Genomic DNA, 18,392 nt, shown 5'->3' with positions numbered 1-18,392 from the left:
TGGACTCCTTCTACTTCTTGGACGGGTGCTTGGGCCGCTGCTGGCCCTTGCGCTGCCCCGACTTGGCTTGGCGTGCGTTACCTGACCCGGACTTGCCGCCCCCGGCCTTGGGCTTGTCGTCCTCGGGCTCGTCCTGGGTCTTCTCCAGCGACGTCTTGGCGTCCGAGTCCTCGTCCGCGTCGCCCTCCGACTTGGCCGTGCCGTGCGCGGCCGCGGACTGGCGCTGTGACTTGCTCTGGCGCTTGGGCTGCTGCCGCTTGGGGGCACCGCCACCGGCGGCCGGAGTGCCGTCCTCGGTCTCGGTGGCGACCGCGCCCTCGCTCTCCACCACGGAGCCGTCGGTCTGGGCCGCGAGGCCCGCCTTGGTCAGACCGTTGATGAACTTGCGCTCGAAGTCGTTGCGGTCACGGCCCTTGGCGACGATCGCCTTGATGATGTTCGTGTTGCCACGCCCCCGCACATTCTTGTGGTGCGTGATCTGCTTCCCCAGACGCTCGAGGAACGCGGCCTGCGCCTTGGAGCCGGGAGTCGGGTTCCGGCGGATCACGAACATCTGCTGGCCCATGGTCCACACGTTGGTGGTCAGCCAGTAGACGAGGACACCGACCGGGAAGTTGATGCCGAACACGGCGAACATGACCGGGAAGACGTACATCAGCATCTTCTGCTGCTGCATGAACGGCGTCTTGACCGTCGTGTCCACGTTCTTCGTCATCAGCTGGCGCTGGGTGAAGAACTGCGACGCCGACATCAGGATGATCATGATCGCGGTGACGACGCGGACGTCCGTCAGCGTGGCGTTGAGCGAGGCGACCTTGTCGGCGCTGTCGGTGAACTTCGCGGCCAGCGGGGCACCGAAGATGTGCGCCTTACGCGCGCTCTCCAGGAGCGGGCCGTCGATGACGCCGATTTCCTTGCCCGTGGCGATGCCGTTGAGCACGTGGTACAGGGCGAAGAAGAACGGCGACTGCGCCAGGATGGGAAGGCACGAGGAGAGCGGGTTGGTACCCGACTCCTTGTACAGCTTCATCATCTCTTCGGACTGGCGCTGCTTGTCGCTCTTGTAGCGCTCCTGGATCTTCTTCATCTCGGGCTGCAGCGTCTGCATCGCCCGAGTCGCCTTGATCTGCTTCACGAAGAGCGGGATCAGACAGATACGGATCAAGATCACCAGGGACACGATGGCCAGGCCCCAGGCCCAGCCCGTGTCGGGACCGAAGATCTTCCCGTACACAGCGTGGAACTGGACGATGACCCAGGAAACGGGTGTCGTGATGAAGCTGAACAGACTGGCAATCGTGTCCACTAATCAGGCTCCTTGAGCATGGGACGGGGTCTCGGCGGCCGGGCTCGGGGTCTGGGGGGAGATCTCCCCGGAGGGCACGCCAGCGGCGGAGGGCCCGCCCTTGCGTTCGCGCCACTTGGCGCGCAGCATCTCGTGCCACCGCGGACGCTTGCGCGGCGGGACATGGTCGACACCACCGAGCGACCACGGATTGCACCGCAGGATGCGCCAGGCAGTGAGCGCCGTTCCCTTGATCGCACCGTGCCGGTCGATGGCCAGGTAGCCGTAGCGGGAGCACGACGGGTAGTACTTGCACACCGGGCCGAGCAACGGACTGATCGTCCACTGGTACAGCTTGATCAGAGCCAGCAGTGGGTACTTCATCGAGCGCCCCCTCCCAGCAGCCGCTGAAGAGCGGCATCCAGGTCTCGGGCCAGCTGTGCATGGTCGGCATCGCCCGCACCGGGCAACGCTCGTACGACTACCAGGCTACCGGGGGGCAGCAGAGCCACCCGGTCACGCATCAGATGACGCAGCTTGCGCTTCACCGCGGTGCGTACGACGGCTCCGCCCACGGCCTTGCTCACGACGAAACCCGCACGCGTCGGGGGAACACTCTCCCCAGGCGCGTGCGGGTCCGTTGCACCGCTACGTAGATGGACGACGAGAAGCGGGCGTCCGGCCCGGCGTCCTCGGCGTACCGCGGTCGCGAAGTCTTCGCGCCGCCTCAGCCGATGCTCGGTAGGCAGCACGACGTCATGACCTAATGCGATTAAGCGGAAAGGCTGGCGCGACCCTTGCCACGACGGTTCGCGAGAATCGCGCGGCCGGCACGGGTGCGCATCCGCAGACGGAAGCCATGGGTCTTGGCGCGGCGACGGTTGTTCGGCTGGAAGGTGCGCTTGCTCACTCGGGGGCTCCAGAAATGATTGTGTGGTGGCGGGACATCGCCTGGCTGTCACCGTGCGCCCACGAGAAGCTCGCGAATACGCACCGAGTGCACCGCTTCACAATCACAGATCGTGATCTTTGCCCATCGGAGGCAGGCGGCAGCAGCCATCGACAACTCGACCTGGTCACGGTACGCGGGGCTACGCCATCCGGTCAAACCGACCGTCAGGGGGAGACACTGTGCACAGCCTGTGGACAACAACTTGAACCGCAGCCGTTGCCCTGACTACCGTGGCCAAACTCCGATTCATTCCCTTCTCCCTGCCGATCCCGATTTCGGTCCCCAGAACCACACCATCGTGGGACCCCGTGAGAGAGCGTGCCCTGTGGCTGACGTACCTGCCGATCTTGCCGCAGTGTGGCCACGAGTGCTGGAGCAGCTGCTGGGTGAAGGGCGAGGGCACGGCGTCGAGGCGAAGGACGAACGCTGGATCAAGCGCTGCCAGCCGCTGGCACTGGTCGCCGACACCGCACTGCTCGCCGTGCCGAACGAGTTCGCCAAGGGTGTGCTCGAGGGGCGGCTCGCCCCCATCGTCAGTGAAACGCTGAGCCGCGAGTGCGGCCGTCCGATCCGCATCGCCATCACCGTCGACGACTCGGTGGGCGAACCCATGGGTCCTTCCGCGCCCCCTGTCCAGCAGCCCGGCCAGCAACAGCAGCCCCAGCAGCAGCGCTACGAAGATCACGAGCCGCACCCGGGTTCCGGTCAGGGACACGATGCCTACGACGGCTACGGCCGCCGGAGCCAGGAGGAGCACCCCCAGGGCTCCCGGCCCGACCAACTGCCGACCGCCCGTCCCGCGTACCCGGACTATCAGCGTCCCGCTCCCGGCGCCTGGCCGCAGCCCCCGCAGCAGCAGGACGACTACGGCTGGCAGCAGCCCCGGCTCGGCTTCCCCGAGCGCGACCCCTACGCGACGCCAGTCCAGCAGCCGCAGCACGACTACCGGACGCAGCCGCCGCAGAGCCACTCCCCGTACGACCAGCACCGCTCCGACCGGCAGGACCAGCAGGACCGCCACGACCGGCGTGAGCGGCACGAACTCTCCGAGCCGTCGTCCGCGCCCGGCTCCGGCGGCCCGTCCGGTCACCGGGGCGGCCACAGCAACGGTCACGGTGTGCACGGCGGCGCCCCCGGCCCGCTGGCCGCACAGCCGGCCCCCGCTTCGGCTCCCGGCGAGCCCACCGCGCGCCTCAACCCGAAGTACCTCTTCGACACCTTCGTCATCGGTGCCTCGAACCGCTTCGCGCACGCGGCCGCGGTCGCCGTCGCCGAGGCGCCCGCCAAGGCCTACAACCCCCTCTTCATCTATGGAGAGTCGGGACTTGGCAAAACGCATCTTCTGCATGCGATCGGGCATTACGCCCGCAGCCTCTACCCCGGCACGCGTGTGCGCTACGTGAGCTCCGAGGAGTTCACCAACGAGTTCATCAACTCCATCCGTGACGGCAAGGGCGACACGTTCCGCAAGCGCTACCGCGAGATGGACATCCTGCTCGTCGACGACATCCAGTTCCTCGCGAGCAAGGAGTCGACGCAGGAGGAGTTCTTCCACACCTTCAATACGCTCCACAACGCGAACAAGCAGATCGTGCTCTCCAGCGACCGGCCGCCCAAGCAGCTGGTGACCCTGGAGGACCGGCTGCGCAACCGCTTCGAGTGGGGACTGATCACCGACGTCCAGCCGCCGGAGCTGGAGACGCGCATCGCCATCCTTCGTAAGAAGGCGGTGCAGGAGCAGCTCAACGCTCCTCCGGAGGTCCTGGAGTTCATCGCGTCCCGCATCTCGCGCAACATCCGTGAGCTCGAGGGCGCGCTGATCCGGGTCACGGCCTTCGCGTCGCTCAATCGGCAGCCGGTGGACCTCGGTCTGACGGAGATCGTCCTCAAGGATCTGATCCCGGGGGGCGAGGACGCCTCTCCGGAGATCACCGCGCCGGCCATCATGGCGGCGACCGCCGACTACTTCGGCCTGACGGTGGACGATCTCTGCGGATCCTCCCGCAGTCGCGTCCTGGTGACTGCCCGGCAGATCGCGATGTACCTCTGCCGCGAGCTGACGGACCTCTCGTTGCCCAAGATCGGTGCGCAGTTCGGTGGCCGCGACCACACGACCGTGATGCACGCGGACCGCAAGATCCGCGCGCTGATGGCGGAGCGGCGCTCCATCTACAACCAGGTCACCGAGCTCACCAACCGCATCAAGAACGGCTGACAGAGGGCGGGAAGAGGCCAGACACAGGTCTGACAGACGCGCTCAGCGCCGCTGAGACACGGCTCCCGAAGGGCGCTCCGGAACGATTCCGGGGCGCCCTTCGGCGTTGTCCGCAGCCTGTGCACGCGCGCGTGGACCCCGTCCGGGCACGAGCCCTGTTCGATTTCCACTGCCGAGAGGCCTGTTCTCCACAGATCTGCGGTGTTTTTCCCCTCCACACCCTGGGGACCGGGAAGTTGTCCAGATGATGTCCACAGGGGAACCTGCTGAGGGATCATCAAGCCAGGTCAGGTGGCTGTGGATTCGTGGACGAAGACTCTCCACAGGGTGTGGATGAAAATCTCGTCCACAGGGTGTGCACGACGTTGTCCACCGGCCGCCCACAGGCGCAGGCCGGTTGTCCCCAGCTTTCCCCAGCTTCTCCACACCGCTGTCCACTGTTCGGCAACGCAACGCGCCCTGTCACCGTGCCGAGTGAAAGGCGTCACACCAAGGGGGTCGGTTGGCCTGTGGGGAAGGTGGGTAAAGCTGGGGACAGTGCTGGGGAGAAGTACCCCTTGCCTGTGCATCGGGTGTGTGTAACTTCCGCCCGTCCACAGAAACCCCCGGTTGTCCACCGGTCCCGCCCACAGGCGCAGTGGATAAAAAACCGGTGCTGACCTGCGCATTCACGGTTATCCACGGTTTCCACAGGCCCTACTACTACTCCCACTTGGAGTCACCGGGGAATTCGCTTGGAAGGGGGTCCTGTGCACAACTCGCTCTCCGGACCTCCGGCGCCGCTCGTCACGACTTGACCCCGACGGGCACCCGCTGTCAGTGCGGTGCGTCAGACTGGTCCCCAGTGCCAGCAACAGCAGGAGGGCGGCTAAGTGAAGATCCGGGTGGAACGCGACGTACTCGCGGAGGCGGTGGCGTGGGCGGCGCGCAGCCTCCCGGCCCGGCCACCGGCGCCTGTCCTCGCGGGCCTGCTGCTGAAGGCCGAGGAAGGCGCACTGAGCCTTTCCAGCTTCGACTACGAGGTCTCGGCGCGGGTGTCCGTCGACGCCGAGGTCGACGAGGAGGGCACGGTCCTCGTCTCCGGCCGACTGCTCGCCGACATCTGCCGCGCCCTGCCCAACCGTCCGGTGGAGATCTCCACAGACGGTGTGCGGGCCACCGTGGTCTGCGGCTCCTCGCGCTTCACACTCCACACGCTTCCTGTGGAGGAGTACCCCGCACTGCCGCAGATGCCGACCGCCACGGGCACCGTCCCGGGTGAGGTCTTCGCCGCCGCCGCCAACCAGGTGGCGATCGCGGCCGGCCGCGACGACACGCTTCCGGTGCTCACCGGCGTACGCATCGAGATCGAGGGCGACACGGTCACCCTGGCCTCCACCGACCGCTACCGCTTCGCGGTCCGCGAGTTCCTGTGGAAGCCGGAGGACCCCGAGGCGTCCGCGGTCGCCCTGGTGCCCGCCAAGACGCTCCAGGACACCGCCAAGGCGCTGACCAGCGGTGACACGGTCACGCTCGCGCTGTCGGGCTCCGGTGCCGGTGAGGGTCTGATCGGTTTCGAGGGCGCCGGGCGGCGCACGACGACGCGGCTGCTCGAGGGCGACCTGCCGAAGTACCGCACGCTGTTCCCGACGGAGTTCAACTCCATCGCCGTCATCGAGACCGCCCCCTTCGTGGAGGCCGTCAAGCGCGTGGCCCTGGTGGCCGAGCGGAACACCCCGGTGCGCCTCAGCTTCGAGCAGGGCGTGCTGATCCTGGAGGCCGGTTCCAGCGACGACGCACAGGCTGTGGAGAGGGTCGACGCCCAGCTCGACGGGGACGACATCTCGATCGCCTTCAACCCGACGTTCCTGCTCGACGGCCTGAGCGCGATCGACTCCCCGGTCGCTCAGCTGTCGTTCACGACGTCGACGAAGCCCGCGCTCCTGAGCGGCAAGCCGGCCCTGGATGCCGAGGCTGACGAGGCGTACAAGTACCTGATCATGCCTGTACGTCTGAGCGGCTGAGCCCACAGGTGTGAGCGAGGGTCCGGGCGTAGGCTCGGACGCGGGTACGAAGGTGCCTCCACGCCACAGCGCTACTTAAGGAACCACTGATGGAGCTCGGTCTCGTCGGCCTCGGCAAGATGGGCGGCAACATGCGCGAGCGCATCCGCCGCGCAGGCCACACGGTCATCGGATACGACCGCAACCCGGACGTCGCGGATGTCCACAGCCTCGAAGAGCTTGTGGGCAAGCTCAAGGGCCCGCGGGTCGTGTGGGTGATGGTCCCGGCCGGGGCCGCGACCCAGTCCACCGTCGACGAGCTGGCCGAGCTGCTGCAGCCCGGCGATGTCGTCGTGGACGGCGGAAACTCCCGCTGGACGGACGACGAGAAGCACGCCGAGGAGCTCGCCGCCAAGGGCATCGGCTTTGTCGACTGCGGCGTCTCCGGCGGCGTCTGGGGCCTGGAGAACGGCTACGCGCTGATGTACGGCGGCGACGCCGAGAACATCGCGAAGGTCCAGCCGATCTTCGACGCCCTCAAGCCCGAGGGTGACTTCGGCTCGGTCCACGCGGGCAAGGTCGGCGCCGGCCACTTCTCCAAGATGGTTCACAACGGCATCGAGTACGCGATGATGCAGGCCTACGCCGAGGGCTGGGAGCTTCTCGAGGCCGTGGACTCGGTCACCGACGTCCGTGAGGTCTTCCGCTCCTGGCAGGAGGGCACGGTCATCCGTTCCTGGCTGCTCGACCTCGCGGTCAACGCCCTGGACGGCGACGAGCACCTGGACAAGCTGCGCGGCTTCGCGCAGGACTCCGGCGAGGGCCGCTGGACCGTGGAGGCGGCGATCGACAACGCCGTGCCGCTGCCCGCGATCACCGCGTCCCTCTTCGCGCGCTTCGCCTCGCGCCAGGAGGACTCGCCGCAGATGAAGATGATCGCGGCGCTGCGCAACCAGTTCGGCGGCCACGCGGTCGAGAAGAAGTAGTCCACAGCCTGTGCGCTGAGCACGGGCTTGCCGGGGGAGGTCGGCGCACACCATGCACGTCACGCATCTGTCGCTGGCCGACTTCCGTTCGTACGCCCGGGTCGAGGTCCCTCTCGATCCGGGCGTCACCGCGTTCGTGGGGCCCAACGGCCAGGGCAAGACGAACCTCGTCGAGGCGGTCGGCTATCTCGCCACCCTCGGCAGCCACCGGGTCTCGTCGGACGCCCCGCTGGTGCGTATGGGCGCCGAGCGGGCCATCATCCGGGCCGCCGTCACCCAGGGCGAGCGGTCCCAGCTGGTCGAGCTCGAGCTCAATCCCGGCAAGTCGAACCGCGCCCGGATTAACAGGTCCTCGCAGGTCAGACCCCGTGACGTGCTGGGGATCGTCCGTACGGTCCTCTTCGCGCCCGAGGATCTGGCGCTGATCAAGGGTGACCCCGGTGAGCGCCGTCGGTTCCTCGACGAGCTGATCACGGCGCGCTCCCCGCGCATGGCGGGCGTGCGGTCCGACTACGACCGCGTACTGAAGCAGCGCAACACCCTCCTGAAGTCGGCGGCCCTCGCGCGGCGGCACGGCGGGCGCTCCATGGACCTGTCGACGCTCGACGTCTGGGACCAGCACCTCGCCCGCGCGGGCGCCGAGCTGCTCGCACAGCGGCTCGACCTGATCGCCACGCTGCAGCCGCTGACCGACAAGGCGTACGAGCAGCTGGCACCCGGTGGCGGCCCCGTCACGCTGGAGTACAAGCCGTCGGCGCCGGGCGAGGGCCACAGCCGCGACGCGCTGTACGAGCAGCTGATCGCCGCCCTCGAAGAGGTGCGCAAGCAGGAGATCGAGCGGGGCGTGACGCTGGTCGGCCCGCACCGTGACGACCTGCTCCTGAAGCTGGGCCAGCTCCCGGCCAAGGGGTACGCGAGCCACGGCGAGTCCTGGTCGTACGCCCTTGCGCTGCGCCTGGCCTCGTACGACCTCCTGCGGGCCGAGGGCAACGAGCCGGTGCTCGTCCTGGACGACGTCTTCGCCGAGCTCGACGCGCGCCGCAGGGAGCGCCTCGCCGAGCTGGTGGCGCCGGGCGAGCAGGTCCTGGTCACGGCCGCCGTGGACGACGACGTACCGGGCGTGCTGGTCGGTACGCGGTACACGGTGTCGGACGGCACGGTGGAGCGCGCGTGAGCGTCGAAGAGCCCGCCAAGGGCACACCTGAAGGCGTGTCGAAGGACACACCGAAGACACCCGAACCTTCCGGCGTCGATCTCGCCCGGGTCGCCCTCCGTGCCGCCAAGGAGCAGGCACGCGCGCGTGGCGACGCCGCGCAGCAGAAGAAGCAGGCCCGGCGCGGCGGACTGCGCTCCGGCGCGCGCGCCGACGGCCGCGACCCGCTGCCGCTCGGCTCCGCGATCAACCGCCTGATCACCGAGCGCGGCTGGGAGACGCCGGCCGCGGTCGGCGGGGTGATGGGCCGCTGGCCGCAGATCGTCGGCGACGACCTGGCCAAGCACTGCGTCCCCCAGCGGTACGACGAGAACGAGCGGGTCCTGACCGTGCAGTGCGACTCCACGGCCTGGGCGACGAACCTGCGTCTCCTGGCCCCGCAGCTGGTCGCGCGCCTCAACGAGGACCTGGGCCACGGCACCGTACGCCTCATCAAAGTGCTCGGTCCCGGTGGCCCCGCACGCCGCTTCGGGCCCTTGCGCGCACCGGGCAGCACGGGCCCCGGGGACACCTACGGCTGAGGCGGTTCCCGGCGGTAGCTCGTGGTTGACACCCCGAAGCGCTGAGTGCCGCTGTGAGCCTCTTAGAGCCCCAGGCCGCATATGGGGAGTCGGTCGCGGCCGGTTCAGGACGGCACATGCGGACTCAGGTACCGGCAAACCCCCATCACTGTCGGCGCTACCGGTAGACTGGAAGCTAATCCCGCCCCACTTGTGGGACGCACCGAGCAACGCTGACTATCGCTGAACGACGCAGCCGCTCCGGCCACCGCCGGGTGCTTGGCTTGTGCTGTGCCAGAAAGGGCGCTTCGTGGCCGATTCCGGCAACCCCAACGAGAACACCCCGTCCACCGAGGCCCTGGCAGGAAACGCCGAGGCCTCAGCCACGGCGTACGACGCCAGCGCGATTACCGTCCTCGAGGGTCTGGACGCGGTCCGCAAGCGACCTGGCATGTACATCGGCTCGACCGGTGAGCGTGGCCTGCACCACCTGGTGCAGGAGGTCGTCGACAACTCCGTCGACGAGGCCCTGGCCGGCCACGCGGACACGATCGACGTCACGATCCTCGCCGACGGCGGCGTGCGCGTGATCGACAACGGCCGAGGCATCCCGGTCGGCATGCACCCCGTGGAGAAGAAGCCGGCCGTCGAGGTCGTGCTCACCGTGCTGCACGCGGGCGGCAAGTTCGGCGGCGGCGGTTACGCCGTCTCCGGTGGTCTGCACGGCGTCGGTGTCTCCGTGGTGAACGCCCTGTCCACCAAGCTCTCGGTCGAGATCAAGACCGACGGCTACCGCTGGACGCAGGACTACAAGACGGGTGCCCCGACCGCCCCCCTGGAGCGGCACGAGGCCACCAAGGAGACCGGTACCTCGGTCACCTTCTGGGCCGACCCCGACGTCTTCGAGACGACCGAGTACTCCTTCGAGACGCTGGCACGGCGCTTCCAGGAGATGGCGTTCCTCAACAAGGGTTTGACGATCAAACTCACTGATGAGCGCGAGTCGGCGAAGGCGACGGCGGGTGCGGACTCGGCCGAGGCGACCGACGACGAGGCCGTCGAGGCCCGCACGGTGACGTACTACTACGAAGGCGGCATCGTCGACTTCGTGAAGTACCTCAACTCCCGTAAGGGCGAGGTCATCCACCCGACCGTCATCGACGTCGAGGCCGAGGACAAGGAGCGCCTGCTCTCGGTCGAGATCGCGATGCAGTGGAACTCGCAGTACAGCGAGGGCGTGTACTCCTTCGCGAACACGATCCACACGCACGAGGGCGGTACACACGAAGAGGGCTTCAGGGCCGCGCTGACGGGTCTGGTCAACCGCTACGCGCGCGACAAGAAGCTGCTTCGCGAGAAGGACGACAACCTCACGGGTGAGGACATCCGCGAGGGTCTGACCGCGATCATCTCGGTGAAGCTGGGCGAGCCCCAGTTCGAGGGTCAGACGAAGACCAAGCTGGGCAACACGGAGGCGAAGACCTTCGTCCAGAAGGTCGTCCACGAGCACCTCACGGACTGGTTCGACCGCAATCCGAACGAGGCCGCGGACATCATCCGCAAGAGCATCCAGGCCGCCACGGCCCGCGTCGCCGCCCGCAAGGCGCGCGACCTGACCCGCCGCAAGGGCCTCCTGGAATCGGCTTCCCTCCCCGGCAAGCTGAGCGACTGCCAGTCGAACGACCCGACGAAGTGCGAGATCTTCATCGTCGAGGGTGACTCCGCCGGTGGTTCGGCGAAGTCCGGCCGTGACCCGATGTACCAGGCGATCCTGCCCATCCGAGGCAAGATCCTGAACGTCGAGAAGGCGCGGATCGACAAGATCCTGCACAACCAGGAAGTCCAGGCCCTCATCTCCGCCTTCGGCACGGGCGTGCACGAGGACTTCGACATCGAGAAGCTCCGCTATCACAAGATCATCTTGATGGCGGACGCCGACGTCGACGGTCAGCACATCAACACGCTGCTCCTGACGTTCCTGTTCCGCTTCATGCGGCCGCTCGTCGAGGCCGGGCACGTCTACCTGTCGCGCCCGCCGCTGTTCAAGCTCAAGTGGTCCCGTGACGACTTCCAGTACGCGTACTCGGACCGCGAGCGCGACGCCCTGATCGAGATCGGCCGGCAGGCCGGCAAGCGCGTGCGGGACGACTCGATCCAGCGCTTCAAGGGTCTCGGTGAGATGAACGCCGAGGAGCTGCGCGTCACGACGATGGACCAGGAGCACCGCGTGCTCGGCCAGGTGACCCTGGACGACGCGGCACAGGCCGACGACCTCTTCTCGGTGCTGATGGGCGAGGACGTCGAGGCACGGCGCTCGTTCATCCAGCGCAATGCCAAGGACGTTCGCTTCCTCGACATCTGAGTCGGCCCGTACAAGCCGCACCTCGAAAGGACTTTGACCAGCAATGGCCGACGAGAACACCCCGAAGCCCGAAGTGATCACCGAAGAGGAACCGATCGTTCCTGGCGTGGGCATGCGTGTCGAGCCCGTCGGGCTCGAGACGGAGATGCAGCGCTCGTATCTCGACTACGCGATGTCCGTCATCGTGTCCCGCGCGCTGCCCGACGTACGCGACGGTCTGAAGCCCGTCCACCGCCGCGTCCTGTACGCGATGTACGACGGCGGCTACCGCCCCGAGAAGGGCTTCTACAAGTGCGCCCGCGTCGTCGGCGACGTCATGGGCACGTACCACCCGCACGGCGACTCCTCGATCTACGACGCCCTGGTGCGCCTCGCCCAGCCGTGGTCGATGCGGATGCCGCTCGTCGACTCCAACGGCAACTTCGGCTCCCCGGGCAACGACCCGGCGGCCGCCATGCGCTACACCGAGTGCAAGATGGCGCCGCTGGCCATGGAGATGGTCCGTGACATCGACGAGGACACCGTCGACTTCACGGACAACTACGACGGCCGCAACCAGGAGCCGACGGTTCTGCCGGCGCGCTTCCCGAACCTGCTGATCAACGGTTCGGCGGGCATCGCGGTCGGCATGGCCACCAACATCCCGCCGCACAACCTCCGCGAGGTCGCGGCGGGCGCGCAGTGGGCGCTCGAGCACCCCGAGGCCTCGCACGAGGAGCTGCTCGACGCTCTTATCGAGCGCATCAAGGGCCCCGATTTCCCGACCGGTGCTCTCGTAGTGGGCCGCAAGGGCATCGAGGAGGCGTACCGCACGGGCCGTGGCTCCATCACGATGCGCGCGGTCGTCGCGGTCGAGGAGATCCAGAACCGCCAGTGCCTGGTGGTCACCGAACTCCCGTACCAGACCAACCCCGACAACCTCGCGCAGAAGATCGCCGACCTGGTCAAGGACGGCAAGGTCGGCGGCATCGCCGACGTCCGCGACGAGTCGTCATCGCGCACCGGCCAGCGCCTGGTCATCGTCCTGAAGCGGGACGCGGTCGCCAAGGTCGTACTGAACAACCTCTACAAGCACACCGACCTGCAGTCGAACTTCAGCGCCAACATGCTGGCCCTGGTCGACGGCGTGCCGCGCACCCTCTCGCTGGACGCGTTCATCCGGCACTGGGTCACCCACCAGGTCGAGGTCATCGTCCGGCGTACGAAGTTCCGGCTGCGCAAGGCCGAGGAGCGGGCGCACATCCTGCGCGGCCTGCTCAAGGCCCTGGACGCGATCGACGAGGTCATCGCGCTCATCCGCGGCAGCCAGACCGTCGACATCGCGCGCGAGGGCCTGATGGGCCTGCTCTCGATCGACGAGATCCAGGCCAACGCCATCCTCGAGATGCAGCTGCGCCGACTCGCCGCCCTGGAGCGCCAGAAGATCGTCGCCGAGCACGACGAACTCCAGGCGAAGATCAACGAGTACAACGGGATCCTGGCCTCGCCCGAGAAGCAGCGCCAGATCATCAGCGAGGAGCTCGCGGCGATCGTCGACAAGTTCGGCGAGGACCGTCGCTCGGCGCTCGTGCCCTTCGACGGCGACATGTCCATGGAGGACCTGATCGCCGAAGAGGACATCGTCGTCACGATCACGCGCGGCGGCTACGTCAAGCGCACCAAGACGGACGACTACCGCTCGCAGAAACGCGGCGGCAAGGGCGTGCGCGGCACGAAGCTCAAGGAAGACGACATCGTCGACCACTTCTTCGTGTCGACGACGCACCACTGGCTGCTGTTCTTCACCAACAAGGGCCGCGTCTACCGCGCGAAGGCGTACGAGCTTCCCGACGCGGGACGCGACGCCCGTGGCCAGCACGTCGCGAACCTGCTCGCCTTCCAGCCGGACGAGCAGATCGCCGAGATCCTGGCGATCCGTGACTACGAGGCGGCGCCTTACCTGGTGCTCGCCACAAAGGGCGGCCTCGTAAAGAAGACGTCGCTCAAGGACTACGACTCGCCTCGCTCCGGTGGCGTCATCGCCATCAACCTCCGCGAGACGGACGACGGTTCGGACGACGAACTGATCGGCGCCGAGCTCGTCTCGTCCGAGGACGATCTGCTGCTGATCAGCAAGAAGGCCCAGTCGATCAGGTTCACCGCAACAGACGACGCACTGCGTCCCATGGGCCGTGCGACCTCGGGCGTCAAGGGAATGAGTTTCCGCGACGGCGACCAGCTCCTCTCGATGAATGTCGTCAGGCCCGGTACGTTCGTGTTCACCGCAACCGACGGTGGGTACGCGAAGCGCACCAACGTCGACGAGTACCGCGTCCAGGGCCGCGGCGGCCTCGGTATCAAGGCCGCCAAGATCGTGGAGGACCGCGGCGAACTCGTGGGCGCGCTGGTGGTCGAGGAGACCGACGAGATCCTCGCCATCACCCTGGGCGGCGGTGTGATTCGTACGCGAGTCAACGAGGTCAGGGAGACGGGCCGTGACACCATGGGCGTCCAACTGATCAACCTGGGCAAGCGCGATGCCGTGGTCGGTATCGCTCGTAACGCCGAGGCCGGGCGCGAGGCGGAGGAAGTCGACGGCGACATCGTCGACGAATCGGCCGACGGCGAGCCGGCCGTCGGTACGGACGAGGGCACGGAGTCCACGGCCGAGTAGCGCAAGGAGAGAGTCATCGTGAGTGGAGCCACGGGCGCCGGAGCAAGTGGAACCGGCTCAGCCGGTACAGACGGTGTCCGTGGCTCCGCCACTGATTCTCACGACTCCGACGAGTCTCATGGATCCCAGGGGGGAACGGTGACGGACACCCGAGGGCCGCAGCCTGCTCAGTCCGCGCAGTACGACGGTGCGTACGCGGCCGGGGCCCAGGGAGCCGCGGGCGCGCTGCCCGGTGAGCGCCAGCCCCAGCAGCAGGCTTCCCAGCCGTATCACCCGCCGCAGGCGTATCAGCAGGGGTCCCAGACGGGTTCGGTGCGCAGGCCGCGCACCGGGGCGCGCACGACGCCGCGTACGCGCAAGGCGCGGCTGCGGGTGGCCAAGGCCGACCCGTGGTCGGTGATGAAGGTCAGCTTCCTGCTCTCCATCGCGCTCGGCATCTGCACGATCGTCGCGTCCGCCGTGCTGTGGATGGTCATGGACGCCATGGGCGTCTTCTCGACGGTGGGCGGCACGATCTCCGAGGCGACGGGCTCGAACGAGTCCAACGGCTTCGACCTGCAGTCCTTCCTGTCCCTGCCGCGCGTCCTGATGTTCACGACGATCATCGCGGTCATCGACGTCGTCCTGGCGACGGCCCTGGCGACGCTCGGCGCGTTCATCTACAACCTCTCCGCGGGCTTTGTGGGCGGCGTCGAGCTGACGCTCGCCGAGGACGAGTAGCCCCTCGGATCCGCCCTTTCGGGTCCCCGGAGGTATCGATTTTGGGACTGGCCCGGACGTGCGCTAATCTTCAGAGGTCAGCGCGCGGGACACACCGCAGCGCGGCGGGGCTATAGCTCAGTTGGTTAGAGCGCATCCCTGATAAGGATGAGGCCACAGGTTCAAATCCTGTTAGCCCCACAGAAGAAGTTCATGAAGAGAGGGCGTTCCCCATCGGGAACGCCCTCTCTTCGTTTCGTCCGCGAGCTCCGTGCGGTCCCCTGGATGGCGTCCTCAGGTGGACAGGCAGACGATGGAGTGGAGGGGTTCGGTCGGCAATGTCGTCGGCCGTGGACCTCGCGGCGGCGACGGCTGAACCCTGGGAGTTTTGGCATGGCCAGAACGAAGGGAGCCGTCATGATCGAGGTCAAGGCGGTCGAGAAGCCCGATGAGCGGCGCGATTTCCCCCGCGGTCACGTCGAAGCCGTCCATCTCACGGGGCTCGACTTCGCCGTGGGCACTTTTGAGCCCGGCTGGCGCTGGTCCGAATCCGTGGCACCGATCGCGGGGACCAAGAGCTGCGAGATCCACCACAACGGCTACGTCGTCCAGGGACGGATGCACATCCGCATGGACGGCGACGGAGGCGAGTCCGAAGTCGGACCGGGCGATGTCTTCGTGGTCCCGCCCGGGCACGACGCCTGGGTCGTGGGCGAGGAGCAGGCCGTGGTGTACGACTTCGCGGGAGGTATGGCGAAGGACTACGCGAAGGCGGCGGAGGGATAGTCCTGTTAAAGCGAAGGACCCCCAGCCGGTGTGGGCTGGGGGTCTTCGGCGGTGGTGTGTGGGAGCGATGGCCCCGTAGTGCCTACGGCTCCGCGGCCACGTTGCCTGGATGGGCGTCGGCCTCATGCTCCGTGTCGTTGGTGGGGAGGTGGCGGCAGCTGGGGGACGATCCGTGTGCCTCGGCGCGGATGCGCTGTTTCATCGTGGGCGGCAGGGACCGTTCGTACGCGAGTTGCCAGTGGGCCGCCAGCGGCGCCGGGAGGGTCGTGGCGGTCTCGCAGGATTCCGTGGCCTGCTGTGCCGGCGTCGTGGCCGCCGTGGCCGTCGTGGTGAATCCCAGCGTGGCGAAGAGCGCGAGGAAGGCGGTGATGAGGGTGGTCCACAGCTTCATGGCCTTGGTGCCGGTCACGGCGTCTCACTTTCGGGTTGGGCGATTTGCGTACTTTCCTCATGATGTGTATGCGGTGCCGAGAGTGGTGGACCGACGCTCGTGGCGCGTCGATGTTCTGATGAACACCACTCGGATGGCCGAAAAGGCCCCGGAAGGGGCCCAGGGGAGGCCTGAAAGAGGGCTGGGAGCGCTGAATGTCACAGCGGGGCGGGGAGGCGGCCGGGGCCGCGAGTTCCGTTTCTACTGCTGTGATCGGTGCGGCAGTTGGGGCGGATCCAGGTCACCGATCGGTATCGATCGGTGTGTATAGTCGGGCGCCAGAGGTCCCTTACGTCAAGAAAGACGAGGTCGCGCGGTGAAGAAGCTTCTCCTGGTCGCACTGGCCGCCATCGGCGGGCTCCTCGTGTACCGCCAGATCCAGGCGGATCGCGCCGAGCAGGATCTGTGGACGGAGGCGACTGACTCCGTGCCCACGGGTTCGTGAGTATCGACAACAGTCTCTTCATAGGGCCCCGGTCGCTGATGCGGCTGGGGCCTTGTGCTGTCCGATTCTCGTGGGGGCGGGTCCTGCGGCGGGTGTAGCCGTTGAGGGGCCGAAGGGATTTGCGTATGCAAGGCTATTCCTTGCGTGAGCAAAGATTGTCGTGGCTTCGCGCGGGCATGAGTCGCCGGGACGACTGGGTCTCCGGGGAGGGGTGGCATCCAATGGGGCGGCTGGGCAGAGGCCGGGCGGCGCTGGCTGCGGGGGCGGCGCTGTGCGCGGTGGCGGCACTGCCGGGACAGGCCGCTGCGGCGGGCTCGCCAGGGCCGTACGCCTACGCCGACAAGGCCGTGGCGGTCGACGGGACGACGAGCAGCACGGGCAGTGCGGAACTCACGCCCGGATCGACGTACAAGAGCGCCATCGCGCGCGGGGGCAAGCTCTACTACCAGCTCCAACTCGACGCCACCCAGAGCGTGTACGTCTCGGCCACCGCCGTTCCGGGGCGTGGTTCCAAGGTCGCCTACGGGGACGGCATCGAGGTGTCCCTGCAGGACGCGGACGGCAATGACTGCAACTCCGGGGACGCGCGTTTCGGTACGTCGCAGAGCCCGCGGCCCATCACCGCTTGGGCGGTGCGGACGATCGGCCCTGACGAGAACCGGTGCAAGCCGGCAGGCACGTACTACGTAGTGGTCGAGCGGAACAGCGACCCCGGATCCTCGGCGGAGAGTTGGGGCACGGAGCTCCGCGTCGTCTCGGAACCGGGTGTGGCCAAGGGCGCTGCCACGACGCCGCCCGAGTCCTGGAACTCCGCCTCGCCCGTGCCGCCGGGCGGTGCGCGTGAGCGGCGTGCGGGCGGCACGAGCTTCAACGACGCCCGGGCGCTGAGGGCGGGGGTCTGGGGGGACCGGATCAAGCCGGGGCAGACGCTCTTCTACCGGGTGCCCGTCGACTGGGGGCAACAGGTCTCCGCCAGTGCCGAGCTGGGCAGTTCGGACGGGGGCGGGGACGAGTACGTGACGTCGGCGCTCGTCATGACGCTGTCCAATCCCGTACGCGCCCGGGTCGACGACGCGGACACGGCGTACGACGGCAAGCAGAAGTCCACCGCGCTGGAAGCGCTGGCCCCCGTCGCGTACGAGAACCGCTATTCCCCCATCGACGGCGTGGCCGGGATGCGGTTCGCCGGCTGGTACTACCTCTCGGTCCATCTCAACCCGCGGGTCGCCGGGCAGTTCGGCAAGGACCCGCTGGATCTGACACTGCGGGTCGGCGTCGAGGGTTCGGCCAAGCCGGGGCCCGCTTACGCCGGATCGGCGCGGCCCGCAGACGAGTTCAGCGTCTCCGGCCAGGACGAGGAGGCCGCGGCGAGCGGCAGGACCGACGCCGGGGGCGAGGCAGTCGGGGGCCGCGACGGCATGAAGCTGGTCGCCGCCGGGGGATTCGGCGGCGGTGCCGTGCTGCTGGCCGTGCTCGGCGTGTGGACGCTGGTCGCTCGGCGGCGGGCCGCTGCCTCATCGGCGAGGGCGGGGGCGTCTTCGCAGTACGGGCCGCCACCGGCTTGGTAGTTGGGGCGGTGTGAGTGAGCGCTGCGTCGGGCGGCCGGAGAGGATGGGGCCGAGCCCGGCGCACATCAGGTCTGGGATCAGGTCTGGGTCAGGGCCCAGATGCCCACCGCGAAGCACGCCAGCGCGGCGAGCAGCATCGGGATCGCCACCTTTGCGGGTGGTCCCGGCCGCTTCTGCGGAACTGGCCGGCTCTGGAGCGGAACCTGCGGGACGTGAGCGGTGTATGGATGAGTAGGGGCGTACGTCCCGTGCACGGCGGATGTCACGGCCCGTGAGGGGTCTTGAGCCGCGGCATGGCGGGGGGAGGGATCGTGCG

Annotated in this window: 16 protein-coding genes, 1 tRNA gene and 1 pseudogene; 12 read left to right on the top strand and 6 right to left on the bottom strand. The window is 67.9% G+C overall.

Features of this window, described 5'->3' with window-relative positions; all coding sequences use genetic code 11:
* Positions 1-10: 10 nt before the first annotated feature.
* The 4 genes from yidC to rpmH are packed head-to-tail and all read right to left on the bottom strand — an operon-like array spanning position 11 to position 2,195.
* Entirely contained in the window at positions 11-1,306 is a 1,296-nt protein-coding gene (gene yidC, locus E2651_RS17370; RefSeq protein WP_135332060.1) for a membrane protein insertase YidC, read from the bottom strand.
* Between the two features lie 3 nt (positions 1,307-1,309).
* Positions 1,310-1,669: a membrane protein insertion efficiency factor YidD gene (gene yidD / locus E2651_RS17365; RefSeq protein WP_135332059.1), complete on the bottom strand. Its 360-nt coding sequence runs from the start codon at positions 1,667-1,669 to the stop codon at positions 1,310-1,312.
* Positions 1,666-2,037 carry a ribonuclease P protein component gene (gene rnpA, locus E2651_RS17360; protein WP_135332058.1) on the bottom strand — a complete coding sequence of 124 codons (372 nt, stop codon included), beginning with the start codon at positions 2,035-2,037 and terminating at the stop codon, positions 1,666-1,668. Before rnpA ends, yidD begins: the two co-directional genes overlap by 4 nt.
* Positions 2,038-2,057: 20 nt before the next feature.
* Positions 2,058-2,195, bottom strand: coding sequence for a 50S ribosomal protein L34 (rpmH, locus tag E2651_RS17355; RefSeq protein WP_006381191.1), 138 nt, complete (start codon positions 2,193-2,195; stop codon positions 2,058-2,060).
* A gap of 367 nt (positions 2,196-2,562) precedes the next feature.
* Between rpmH and dnaA the strand changes: the two genes are divergently transcribed.
* From dnaA to E2651_RS17300, 10 genes are all read left to right on the top strand, one after another.
* A complete protein-coding gene (dnaA, locus tag E2651_RS17350; RefSeq protein WP_135332057.1) occupies positions 2,563-4,452 on the top strand; it encodes a chromosomal replication initiator protein DnaA in 1,890 nt (629 codons plus the stop codon).
* Between the two features lie 872 nt (positions 4,453-5,324).
* Positions 5,325-6,455: a DNA polymerase III subunit beta gene (gene dnaN, locus E2651_RS17340; protein ID WP_135332056.1), complete on the top strand. Its 1,131-nt coding sequence runs from the start codon at positions 5,325-5,327 to the stop codon at positions 6,453-6,455.
* A gap of 89 nt (positions 6,456-6,544) precedes the next feature.
* Entirely contained in the window at positions 6,545-7,420 is an 876-nt protein-coding gene (gene gnd, locus E2651_RS17335) for a phosphogluconate dehydrogenase (NAD(+)-dependent, decarboxylating) (protein ID WP_135332055.1), read from the top strand.
* 52 nt (positions 7,421-7,472) lie between these two features.
* Positions 7,473-8,594, top strand: coding sequence for a DNA replication/repair protein RecF (gene recF, locus E2651_RS17330; protein WP_135332054.1), 1,122 nt, complete (start codon positions 7,473-7,475; stop codon positions 8,592-8,594).
* 35 nt (positions 8,595-8,629) lie between these two features.
* The gene (locus tag E2651_RS17325) at positions 8,630-9,154 is read left to right on the top strand and encodes a DciA family protein (protein WP_135332072.1); all 525 of its coding nucleotides are present in this window, start codon (positions 8,630-8,632) and stop codon (positions 9,152-9,154) included.
* A 265-nt stretch (positions 9,155-9,419) separates the two neighbouring features.
* The gene (gene gyrB / locus E2651_RS17320) at positions 9,420-11,495 is read left to right on the top strand and encodes a DNA topoisomerase (ATP-hydrolyzing) subunit B (protein ID WP_135332053.1); all 2,076 of its coding nucleotides are present in this window, start codon (positions 9,420-9,422) and stop codon (positions 11,493-11,495) included.
* A gap of 43 nt (positions 11,496-11,538) precedes the next feature.
* Positions 11,539-14,148: a DNA gyrase subunit A gene (gene gyrA, locus E2651_RS17315; RefSeq protein ID WP_135332052.1), complete on the top strand. Its 2,610-nt coding sequence runs from the start codon at positions 11,539-11,541 to the stop codon at positions 14,146-14,148.
* Between the two features lie 18 nt (positions 14,149-14,166).
* A complete protein-coding gene (locus tag E2651_RS17310; protein ID WP_135332051.1) occupies positions 14,167-14,868 on the top strand; it encodes a DUF3566 domain-containing protein in 702 nt (233 codons plus the stop codon).
* A 106-nt stretch (positions 14,869-14,974) separates the two neighbouring features.
* A tRNA-Ile gene (locus E2651_RS17305) sits at positions 14,975-15,048 on the top strand.
* 216 nt (positions 15,049-15,264) lie between these two features.
* A complete protein-coding gene (locus E2651_RS17300; protein WP_135332071.1) occupies positions 15,265-15,633 on the top strand; it encodes a cupin domain-containing protein in 369 nt (122 codons plus the stop codon).
* Between the two features lie 82 nt (positions 15,634-15,715).
* On the opposite strand, the gene E2651_RS17295 is transcribed toward E2651_RS17300, so the two are convergent.
* Positions 15,716-16,042: a DUF6344 domain-containing protein gene (locus tag E2651_RS17295; RefSeq protein ID WP_135332050.1), complete on the bottom strand. Its 327-nt coding sequence runs from the start codon at positions 16,040-16,042 to the stop codon at positions 15,716-15,718.
* A gap of 337 nt (positions 16,043-16,379) precedes the next feature.
* On the opposite strand from E2651_RS17295, the gene E2651_RS44665 reads away from it, so the two are divergent.
* Together E2651_RS44665 and E2651_RS17285 are read left to right on the top strand one after the other, a co-directional pair.
* Positions 16,380-16,508, top strand: coding sequence for a DLW-39 family protein (locus E2651_RS44665; RefSeq protein ID WP_003999697.1), 129 nt, complete (start codon positions 16,380-16,382; stop codon positions 16,506-16,508).
* Positions 16,509-16,729: 221 nt separating this feature from the next.
* Positions 16,730-18,076: a hypothetical protein gene (locus E2651_RS17285; protein ID WP_135332049.1), complete on the top strand. Its 1,347-nt coding sequence runs from the start codon at positions 16,730-16,732 to the stop codon at positions 18,074-18,076.
* 77 nt (positions 18,077-18,153) lie between these two features.
* On the opposite strand, the pseudogene E2651_RS44660 reads toward E2651_RS17285, so the two are convergent.
* Positions 18,154-18,392, bottom strand: a pseudogene (locus tag E2651_RS44660) (serine/threonine protein kinase); the annotation flags it as partial.

The organism is Streptomyces sp. MZ04 (assembly GCF_004684775.1).
GTDB lineage: Bacteria > Actinomycetota > Actinomycetes > Streptomycetales > Streptomycetaceae > Streptomyces.
The sequence above is the reverse complement of the archived record's forward strand: the minus strand, read 5'-3'. Positions and strand labels throughout refer to the sequence as shown.

What these genes read in the sequence shown, in the direction of transcription:
- E2651_RS17285 (WP_135332049.1), top strand. Translation starts at nt 16,730, where the DNA reads ATGGGGCGGCTGGGCAGAGGCCGGGCGGCGCTGGCTGCGGGGGCGGCG.
- gnd (WP_135332055.1), top strand. Translation starts at nt 6,545, where the DNA reads ATGGAGCTCGGTCTCGTCGGCCTCGGCAAGATGGGCGGCAACATGCGC.
- yidD (WP_135332059.1), bottom strand. Translation starts at nt 1,669, where the DNA reads ATGAAGTACCCACTGCTGGCTCTGATCAAGCTGTACCAGTGGACGATC.
- gyrA (WP_135332052.1), top strand. Translation starts at nt 11,539, where the DNA reads ATGGCCGACGAGAACACCCCGAAGCCCGAAGTGATCACCGAAGAGGAA.
- E2651_RS17300 (WP_135332071.1), top strand. Translation starts at nt 15,265, where the DNA reads ATGATCGAGGTCAAGGCGGTCGAGAAGCCCGATGAGCGGCGCGATTTC.
- recF (WP_135332054.1), top strand. Translation starts at nt 7,473, where the DNA reads ATGCACGTCACGCATCTGTCGCTGGCCGACTTCCGTTCGTACGCCCGG.